The sequence below is a fragment of the Streptococcus sp. genome (assembly GCF_019414905.1).
Lineage (GTDB): Bacteria > Bacillota > Bacilli > Lactobacillales > Streptococcaceae > Streptococcus.
In genome coordinates this window covers 1-9,807 of sequence record NZ_DXLC01000256.1, presented here as the reverse complement: position 1 = coordinate 9,807, position 9,807 = coordinate 1, and the positions used below count along the sequence as shown (strand labels likewise).

General features: G+C 40.3%; 11 protein-coding genes. 10 read left to right on the top strand and 1 reads right to left on the bottom strand.

Annotated features, from left to right (window positions below):
* Window positions 1-78 precede the first annotated feature (78 nt).
* Entirely contained in the window at window positions 79-1,710 is a 1,632-nt protein-coding gene (locus tag QZ359_RS07765) for a Na/Pi cotransporter family protein (protein WP_293965281.1), read from the bottom strand.
* 239 nt (window positions 1,711-1,949) lie between these two features.
* Between QZ359_RS07765 and QZ359_RS07760 the strand changes: the two genes are divergently transcribed.
* From QZ359_RS07760 to QZ359_RS07715, 10 genes are all read left to right on the top strand, one after another.
* The gene (locus QZ359_RS07760; protein WP_049515977.1) at window positions 1,950-3,146 is read left to right on the top strand and encodes a phosphoglycerate kinase; all 1,197 of its coding nucleotides are present in this window, start codon (window positions 1,950-1,952) and stop codon (window positions 3,144-3,146) included.
* 323 nt (window positions 3,147-3,469) lie between these two features.
* Window positions 3,470-3,997, top strand: a complete 528-nt coding sequence (locus tag QZ359_RS07755; RefSeq protein WP_049543772.1) for an aromatic acid exporter family protein — start codon at window positions 3,470-3,472, stop codon at window positions 3,995-3,997.
* A gap of 76 nt (window positions 3,998-4,073) precedes the next feature.
* The gene (glnR, locus tag QZ359_RS07750; RefSeq protein ID WP_000659548.1) at window positions 4,074-4,430 is read left to right on the top strand and encodes a transcriptional repressor GlnR; all 357 of its coding nucleotides are present in this window, start codon (window positions 4,074-4,076) and stop codon (window positions 4,428-4,430) included.
* A 36-nt stretch (window positions 4,431-4,466) separates the two neighbouring features.
* Window positions 4,467-5,813 carry a type I glutamate--ammonia ligase gene (gene glnA / locus QZ359_RS07745; RefSeq protein ID WP_001122886.1) on the top strand — a complete coding sequence of 449 codons (1,347 nt, stop codon included), beginning with the start codon at window positions 4,467-4,469 and terminating at the stop codon, window positions 5,811-5,813.
* A 113-nt stretch (window positions 5,814-5,926) separates the two neighbouring features.
* Complete coding sequence (locus QZ359_RS07740) at window positions 5,927-6,247, top strand: PadR family transcriptional regulator (protein WP_293965273.1); 321 nt, start codon at window positions 5,927-5,929, stop codon at window positions 6,245-6,247.
* Complete coding sequence (locus tag QZ359_RS07735) at window positions 6,247-6,822, top strand: DUF2812 domain-containing protein (protein WP_293965271.1); 576 nt, start codon at window positions 6,247-6,249, stop codon at window positions 6,820-6,822. The genes QZ359_RS07740 and QZ359_RS07735 overlap by 1 nt, the downstream gene beginning before the upstream one ends.
* Window positions 6,823-6,856: 34 nt before the next feature.
* Window positions 6,857-7,369: a DUF2812 domain-containing protein gene (locus tag QZ359_RS07730; RefSeq protein WP_293965269.1), complete on the top strand. Its 513-nt coding sequence runs from the start codon at window positions 6,857-6,859 to the stop codon at window positions 7,367-7,369.
* A gap of 160 nt (window positions 7,370-7,529) precedes the next feature.
* Entirely contained in the window at window positions 7,530-8,564 is a 1,035-nt protein-coding gene (gene hrcA, locus QZ359_RS07725; RefSeq protein ID WP_000255759.1) for a heat-inducible transcriptional repressor HrcA, read from the top strand.
* Window positions 8,565-8,590: 26 nt separating this feature from the next.
* On the top strand, window positions 8,591-9,115 hold the full coding sequence (gene grpE / locus QZ359_RS07720; protein WP_000046042.1) for a nucleotide exchange factor GrpE: 525 nt from the start codon (window positions 8,591-8,593) through the stop codon (window positions 9,113-9,115).
* A gap of 252 nt (window positions 9,116-9,367) precedes the next feature.
* Window positions 9,368-9,807 (top strand): Hsp70 family protein (locus tag QZ359_RS07715; RefSeq protein ID WP_293965254.1); only part of this gene is annotated, 440 nt, incomplete at its 3' end.

Genomic DNA, 9,807 nt, shown 5'->3' with positions numbered 1-9,807 from the left:
GATTCCTCGGTTTTCATTTCATTAAAAGTAAGAGACCTATTTTTTCAGTGGACTCCATTCAGGATAGCTTCTTGGTTCTTAGATTTGTTCAGCGATGACCTTTTCAGCTAGATTCATAGCGTGGTCAGATACACGAGTGTAGTGGGAAACAATATCGATAAAGTTGACCCCAGCTTGCGTTGAACACTCGCCCTTGTTGAGGCGTTTGATGTGGGTCTTTCTGAGAACACGTTCCATATTGTTGATTTCTTTATGGCGTTCAATCAGGCTTTGCGCTTTTTCGATATCATTGTTTTCCACACTGTCAAGAGCATCCTTGATAAAGCCAGTAGTTTTTTGATAGATATCAGCCAATTCCTGCAAAGCAGCTTCAGAGAACTCAACATTTTTCCGTTGAAGGTAGTCAGTCAGATTGATTAGCGCTTCTGCGTGGTCCCCAATCCGTTCCAAATCGCGGGATGAATCCAAGATGTTGGTCAACACTTCACTTTCTTTCTGGCTAAGGGCCTCACTTGAAAGAGTAATAAGGTAACGAGTCAATTTTTCATCAATGGTATTGATGGCTTCTTCTGTCTTGTGTCCTTTTTCAGCAACCTTTTCATTAAGGTCGATGATGTAGTTATAAGAAAGGTCAAAGGCTTTAGAAGCATAATTTCCCAAGTGAAGTAGCTCTTTCTTCGCATTTCCGAGGGCGATTGATGGAGCTTGTTTAATTAAATGCTCATCAAGATAAAGTGGCTCGTACTTCACAATTTCATCTTCACCAGGGATGAGCTTGGTTACGAAGTAGGCCAAGGCTCCGATGAATGGAAATTGTACAATAGTGTTACTTACGTTAAAGGCACCATGAGAGAAGGCGATGGTCATCTCAGGTGAGAGGTGAAGGAGTGCCTGGAAGTACTCAATCATAGACGTAAATGGACCTAATAAGATTAAGCAAAGAATAGTTCCCAAAACGTTAAAGGTAACGTGGGTTGCAGCAACGCGTTTTGCAGAGATATTGGCTCCAGCTGCCGCGATGATAACTGTTAGGGTTGTCCCGATATTATCCCCGAAGAGAACTGGTAGCGAACCTTTAAGGTCAAGGAATCCACCTGCATAGAGACCTTGCAAAATCCCGATTGTCGCAGAAGAAGCTTGGATGAGAACGGTAATCACTGCACCGGCAAAAACTCCTAATACAGGATTTTGTCCCAAGGTTACCATATATTCCTTGAATTGTGGTAGATCTTTAAGAGGACTCATACCGGCACTGATGAGGTTGAGGGCGTAGAAGATTCCCCCTACACCGAACAGGATGCGCCCGATATTGTTTGCTGTTCTGTTTTTTGTAAAGAATAGGAACATGGTTCCAAGGAAAATCAAGGGTAAAGCATACTCACCAAGCTTGAAACCGATGATAAAGGAAGTAACTGTGGTTCCGATGTTAGCTCCCATGATAATTCCGATAGCCTGTCTAAGAGTTAGAAGACTAGCGCTGACCAGACCAACCGTGATAACTGTAACCCCTGTACTTGACTGAATCAGGGCAGTTACGACAATCCCAACTAGAACACCTAAAAAGGGATTGCTGGTATACTTGTCAATGTAAAAACGAAGGCGATCTCCAGCAGCTTGTTGCAAACCGTCTCCCATGGTCTTGATACTATACAAGAATAGTCCCAGACCACCTAAAAAGTGAAATAAAATTTCCTGCCAATTAATGGACATTTCTTTTTCCTCCGAAAAATAATAACGGAATTTCTCCTATTCTATTTTAAAGGATAAAAGTAAATCTAACAAGTGTTAAGCTAAGATTTTAGAAAGAAAATTCGTGAGAAAAAGTAAAAATAATACACTCTAACATGGCATGAAGATTAAATATCGAAAAATCTTGTGAAATCTTTCCTTATATTTCCAAAGTGTGATATAATAGTTTCGAATAAAATAAATAAAGGGGTTTTTGTAACATGGCAAAACTTACTGTTAAAGACGTTGACTTGAAAGGTAAAAAAGTCCTCGTTCGTGTTGACTTCAACGTACCATTGAAAGATGGCGTAATCACTAACGACAACCGTATCACAGCAGCTCTTCCAACTATTAAGTACATCATCGAACAAGGTGGACGTGCAATTCTTTTCTCTCACCTTGGACGTGTGAAAGAAGAAGCTGATAAAGCTGGTAAATCACTTGCTCCTGTAGCTGCTGACTTGGCTGCTAAATTGGGTCAAGATGTTGTTTTCCCAGGTGTAACTCGTGGTGCTGAATTGGAAGCAGCTATCAACGCTCTTGAAGATGGACAAGTTCTCTTGGTTGAAAACACTCGTTACGAAGATGTTGACGGCAAAAAAGAATCTAAAAACGATCCTGAACTTGGTAAATACTGGGCATCACTTGGAGATGGTATCTTTGTAAACGATGCATTCGGTACAGCTCACCGTGCACACGCATCTAACGTTGGTATCTCAGCAAACGTTGAAAAAGCAGTTGCTGGATTCCTTCTTGAAAACGAAATTGCCTACATCCAAGAAGCAGTTGAAGCTCCAGAACGTCCATTCGTAGCTATCCTTGGTGGTTCAAAAGTTTCAGACAAGATCGGTGTTATCGAAAACTTGCTTGAAAAAGCTGATAAAGTTCTTATCGGTGGTGGGATGACTTACACATTCTACAAAGCACAAGGTATCGAAATCGGTAACTCACTTGTAGAAGAAGACAAATTGGATGTTGCGAAAGCTCTTCTTGAAAAAGCTAACGGTAAATTGATCTTGCCAGTTGACTCAAAAGAAGCTAACGCATTTGCTGGCTACACTGAAGTACGTGACACTGAAGGTGAAGCAGTTTCTGAAGGATTCCTTGGTCTTGACATCGGTCCAAAATCTATCGCTAAATTTGATGAAGCTTTGACTGGTGCCAAAACAGTTGTATGGAACGGACCTATGGGTGTATTTGAAAACCCTGACTTCCAAGCTGGTACAATCGGTGTGATGGACGCTATCGTGAAACAACCAGGCGTTAAATCAATCATCGGTGGTGGTGACTCAGCTGCCGCAGCGATTAACCTTGGCCGTGCAGACAAGTTCTCATGGATTAGTACGGGCGGAGGTGCTTCAATGGAACTTCTCGAAGGTAAAGTATTGCCAGGTTTGGCTGCACTTACAGAAAAATAATTTCAGCCCGTTAGTCTCTACAAAATCCTGATTTTGTAGAAAAAGGAACAAAACTGAAACGTTAACAAAAAGGTGGCTATGTCACCTTTTTGTGTTAGTGTAGGTATTTGTGACGCGGTGGTGGAGCATCAATGGAACTTCTTGAAGGTAAAGTTCTTCCAGGACTTGCAGCTTTGACAGAAAAATAAGATTTTATAAATAAATCAAAGAATAGAGGGATGAAAGTTCCTCTTTTCTTTTGCTCAAAATAAAAACGCTTCCTCTCAACTATTGCTCATAAAATCAGCCAATTTATGATAAAATGGAAATAGAAAGTTGAGATTATGAGTTATTTTAAAAAATATAAATTCGATAAATCCCAGTTCAAACTTGGTATGCGAACCTTTAAAACAGGTATTGCTGTTTTTCTAGTTCTCTTGATTTTTGGCTTTTTTGGCTGGAAAGGTCTTCAAATCGGTGCTTTGACAGCCGTTTTTAGCCTGAGGGAGAGTTTTGATAAGAGTGTCCATTTTGGGACTTCGCGTATTCTAGGAAATAGTATCGGTGGCCTCTATGCCCTGATCTTCTTCCTATTAAATACCTTTTTCCACGAAGCCTTTTGGGTGACCTTGGTTGTTGTTCCAATCTGCACCATGTTAACCATTATGACAAATGTAGCCATGAATAACAAAGCAGGGGTTATTGGTGGTGTAGCAGCTATGTTAATCATTACCCTATCGATTCCGAGTGGTGAAACGATTTTGTACGTGTTTGCGCGTGTATCAGAAACTTTCATGGGAGTTTTTGTCGCAATTCTCGTAAATTACGATATTGATCGTATTCGTCTCTTTTTAGAGAAAAAAGAAAAATAATGTTACATTTTATAACATTATCAATTGACGTTTGTCTTTTTTTAGACTATAATAGACAGAAAGAAGGAAATTGTAAATGAAGGAAAAAGAATTTCGCCGAAATATGGCTGTTTTTCCTATCGGCAGTGTTATGAAATTGACCGATCTATCGGCGCGTCAGATTCGTTATTATGAAGATCAAGAGTTGATTAAGCCTGATCGAAACGAAGGGAACCGTCGCATGTATTCCTTGAATGACATGGATCGTCTGCTTGAAATCAAAGATTATATCTCTGAAGGTTATAATATCGCTGCCATTAAGAAAAAATATGCTGAACGTGAAGCGAAATCCAAGAAAGCGGTGAGTCAGACTGAGGTGCGTCGTGCGCTTCACAATGAACTCCTCCAACAGGGTCGCTTTGCTTCAGTACGGTCACCTTTTGGTCGCGGTTAGGCAACCGCAAGTAGTCATACATTAAGGAGAAAACTCATGCCAATCACAGCTGCAGATATTCGTCGTGAAGTCAAGGAAAAAAATGTTACCTTTATTCGTCTCATGTTCTCAGATATTTTGGGAACTATGAAAAACGTCGAAATTCCTGCTACAGATGAACAGTTAGATAAGGTCTTGTCAAATAAGGCTATGTTTGATGGATCTTCTATTGAAGGTTTTGTACGTATCAATGAGTCGGATATGTACTTGTACCCTGACTTGGATACATGGACAGTCTTCCCTTGGGGAGATGAAAATGGAAGTGTTGCAGGTTTGATCTGTGATGTCTATACAACAGAAGGTGAGCCATTTGCAGGAGACCCTCGTGGTAATTTGAAACGTGCTCTTCGTCACATGGAAGAAGTGGGATTCAAATCCTTCAATCTTGGGCCAGAGCCAGAATTCTTCCTATTTAAACTGGATGAAAATGGAGACCCAACACTTGAAGTGAATGACAAGGGTGGCTACTTTGATTTGGCGCCTACTGACCTTGCGGACAATACACGTCGTGAGATTGTCAATGTCTTGACCAAAATGGGATTTGAAGTAGAAGCCAGTCACCACGAGGTTGCTGTTGGACAGCATGAGATTGACTTTAAGTATGATGAAGTCCTCCGTGCTTGTGATAAGATTCAAATCTTTAAACTTGTTGTTAAAACTATTGCTCGCAAACACGGACTTTACGCAACCTTTATGGCGAAACCAAAATTTGGTATTGCCGGATCAGGTATGCACTGTAATATGTCCTTGTTTGATGCAGAAGGAAATAATGCCTTCTTTGATCCAAATGATCCAAAAGGAATGCAGTTGTCTGAAACGGCCTACCATTTCCTTGGTGGTTTGATTAAACATGCCTACAACTATACTGCTATCATGAACCCAACGGTTAACTCATACAAACGTTTGGTTCCAGGTTATGAAGCGCCTGTTTACATTGCTTGGGCTGGTCGTAACCGTTCTCCACTTGTGCGCGTGCCTGCTTCACGCGGTATGGGAACTCGTCTTGAGTTGCGTTCGGTGGATCCAATGGCCAACCCATACATCGCTATGGCGGTTCTTTTGGAAGTTGGTTTGCATGGTATTGAAAATAAAATCGAAGCACCAGCTCCTATCGAAGAAAATATCTACATCATGACAGCAGAAGAGCGTAAGGAAGCTGGTATTACAGACCTTCCATCAACTCTTCACAACGCTTTGAAGGCTTTAACAGAGGATGAGGTTGTCAGAGCAGCTCTCGGAGAACACATCTATACTAGCTTCCTTGAAGCTAAACGAATCGAATGGGCAAGTTATGCAACCTTCGTTTCACAATGGGAAATTGATAATTATTTAGATCTTTATTAATAGAGAAGAAAGATTGCCTGAGGGCGGTCTTTTTTCTTGCTTTTTATATCGAGGTGTGATATATTTTATATAACGAGGTGCGATGTATCGAACTGAATAGGAGGTGGCTATAAATGGAATTAACGGATAAGATTCGTCGAGTTTATCTTCCGATGACGGAAACGGGCTTTTATATCTTGTTCTGTCTGCAAAAGGAAGGTCATGGTTATAGTATTACGCAAAAGGTCAAGGAGATGACAGATTCGCAAATCTTGATTAGTCCTGGAACTATGTATGGAACCTTGTCTAAGATGGAAAAGGATGGTTTGATTTCCTTTGTTCGCGAAGAGGAAAAACGTAAAATCTATCAGATAACAGACTTGGGGCGAAAAGTCTTAGATATTGAATTGAAGCGTATTGAACGGCTCTATAGAAACAGTCGGGAGGAAGTATGATGGAAAAGAAAATTGTTTATCGAATTTTTACAATTGCGGATTATGAGAGGGAGGCTCTATACTTTAGAGAAATGCATGCTAAGGGCTGGAAACTTAGGAAAGTAAGCTATTCTATCTTATTGTTTGTAGTCAAGTATACCTTTGAAAAGTGTCAGCCTGAGCAAGTGTCTTATCAGTTGGATTTTTACCCAATGGAAAAATCAGAGAGATCCTCCTATTTACAACTATTTAAAGACTGTGGCTGGGAGCATATTACAGACTTTAATAGTTTTTCCTATTTTAGAAAAGCACATTCTGAAATTGAATCGAATGCAGAATTTGAAATCTATAATGACGCTGCTGGGAAGTTAGCTATGGTTAATCGCATTTTAAGACTGCGATTAGTACCTGTTTTACTTTTGCTAGCCATACATATACCATTCTTACTTAAATTGCTCAATAGAAGTAATGCGTATGGTCTATGGAGTTTACTTGCGGTCGGGCTAGATATTTTCTTGTCTTTAATCCTTTTGTTAATAGTTTTTTATATTGGCTGGAAGTTATGGCATAAAAAGAAGGAATTATCAGATTTATGATGGGGTAGGTATGCTCAAAATTGGAGGGGAAGTCATGATCAATAAAAAGCAATTTCGGATCTTCACTATTCTTGATTTGGACAAGGAAGAAGAATATTTACATGAGATGCATTTGAAAGGTTGGAAGTATAGAATGAGTCGTTTTGGTTTTTTCTATTTTGACCAATGTCAACCAGACGATGTCATCTACTGTATCTATGATTCTAGATTTCTTAAAAAGTATAAGTATGAACTGCAAGATTTTAGAAATAGAGGTTGGGAATTGATAGGAGCAGGTTCTTGTTCGATTCTTCGTAAATCGTCTTCTAATTTACTTCCAGAGGATCAAGTCTATATGAGTAAGGGGCTCAGATGGGAAGTTATGCGAAATAGACTTCGTTCATGTACAGTTGCTTTCTCAGGCGGTCTTGTTGTTTGTATGAGTTCGTTTAGAGAAGATCTTTCTATGTCTTTCTTCATTATTTTTGTTTTATATGCTCTTATGATTTCTTATCTAATCTATGGTTTTTTTAGACTTAAAAGGGCATACCGAGTAGATAAACAGTAAGGTTCTAGGTCTTCAGACTGATTTTTAGCACTCTTGATAAAAGAGTGCTAATTTTTTGAGTTTTTGTCTTGACATTCTCTTTTAAGGGTGTATAATAGAATCATGAGTTAGCACTTGAGCGTATCGAGTGCTAATCGATCAGACAGAGAGGAGTGATGAGATGGTTACAGAGCGTCAGCAGGATATTTTAAATCTGATTATTGACATCTTTACCAAAACGCACGAACCTGTCGGATCCAAAGCTTTGCAAGAGTCTATTAACTCTAGCAGTGCAACCATTCGTAATGACATGGCGGCTCTAGAAAAGCAAGGTTTGCTTGAGAAGGCTCATACTTCAAGTGGTCGGATGCCAAGTGTTGCTGGTTTTCAGTACTATGTAAAACACTCACTGGATTTTGACAGACTGGCTGAAAATGAGGTATATGAGATTGTCAAAGCCTTTGATCAGGAATTCTTCAAATTGGAGGATATTCTGCAAGAGGCTGCTAATCTACTGACAGACTTGAGTGGCTGTACGGTAGTAGCACTGGATGTTGAGCCGAGCAGACAACGTTTGACAGCCTTTGATATCGTTGTTTTGGGGCAACATACAGCCTTGGCGGTATTTACCCTAGACGAGTCTCGAACGGTTACCAGTCAGTTTCTGATTCCAAGAAACTTCTTGCAGGAGGATTTGCTGAAGCTGAAGAGCATCATTCAGGAACGTTTCCTCGGCCACACCGTTCTAGATATTCACTACAAGATTCGGACGGAGATTCCGCAGATTATCCAGCGTTACTTTACAACAACGGACAATGTTATCGATCTCTTTGAACATATCTTTAAGGAAATGTTCAACGAAAACATTGTGGTGGCGGGCAAGGTTAATCTCTTGAATTTTGCCAATCTGGCAGCTTATCAGTTCTTTGACCAACCGCAAAAGGTGGCCTTGGAGATTCGTGAGGGACTGCGTGAAGATCAGATGCAAAATGTCCGTGTTGCAGACAGTCAAGAGTCCTGTCTAGCTGACCTAGCTGTGATTAGTAGTAAGTTTCTCATTCCTTATCGGGGAGTTGGAATTCTGGCAATTATCGGTCCGGTTAATCTGGATTACCAACAGCTAATCAACCAAGTCAATGTAGTCAATCGTGTTTTGACCATGAAGTTGACAGATTTTTACCGCTACCTCAGCAGTAATCATTACGAAGTACATTAAGATTGAAATCATTAAAGGAGGCGAAAATGGCCCAAGATATAAAAAATGAAGAAGTAGAAGAAGTCCAAGAAGAGGAAGTTGTGGAAACGGTAGAAGAAACAACTCCTGAGAAGTCTGAGTTGGACTTGGCAAATGAACGTGCAGATGAGTTCGAAAACAAATACCTTCGCGCTCATGCGGAAATGCAAAATATCCAACGCCGTGCCAATGAAGAGCGTCAAAACTTGCAACGTTATCGTAGCCAGGACTTGGCAAAAGCAATTTTACCATCGCTTGACAACCTTGAGCGTGCACTTGCAGTTGAAGGTTTGACAGAGGACGTCAAAAAAGGATTGGAGATGGTGCAAGAAAGCTTGATTCACGCTTTGAAAGAAGAAGGAATCGAAGAAATCGCAGCTGATGGCGAATTTGACCATAACTACCATATGGCCATCCAAACTCTCCCAGCAGACGATGAACACCCAGCAGATACCATCGCCCAAGTCTTCCAAAAAGGCTACAAACTCCATGACCGCATCCTACGCCCAGCAATGGTAGTGGTTTACAACTAGGCTAGATAGCTTAAAAAAACTTGTCCGAAACGACAATAAACTATGAAGAAAGATAAAATATATTTGGCTTTGCAATAGTGAGCGAAGCGAACCAAAGACGATACTCTTCGCCGTGGCGCTATTTGCGCAAACTTTGAGACCTTAGGCTCAAAGTTTAGTCAAAGAGATTGACGAAGTCAAGCTCTGACGGCGCCGCCACTTAAGAAGAGTATCAAAAAGAAAATAGAATATAAAATTTAAGGAGAAAAACACATGTCTAAAATTATCGGTATTGACTTAGGTACAACAAACTCAGCAGTTGCAGTTCTTGAAGGAACTGAAAGCAAAATCATCGCAAACCCAGAAGGAAACCGCACAACTCCATCTGTAGTCTCATTCAAAAACGGCGAAATCATCGTTGGTGATGCTGCAAAACGCCAAGCAGTTACAAACCCAGATACAGTCATCTCTATCAAATCTAAAATGGGAACTTCTGAAAAAGTTTCTGCTAACGGAAAAGAATACACTCCACAAGAAATCTCAGCTATGATTCTTCAATACTTGAAAGGATACGCTGAAGACTACCTTGGCGAAAAAGTAACTAAAGCAGTTATCACAGTTCCAGCTTACTTCAACGACGCTCAACGTCAAGCAACAAAAGACGCTGGTAAAATCGCTGGTCTTGAAGTAGAACGTATCGTCAACGAACCAAC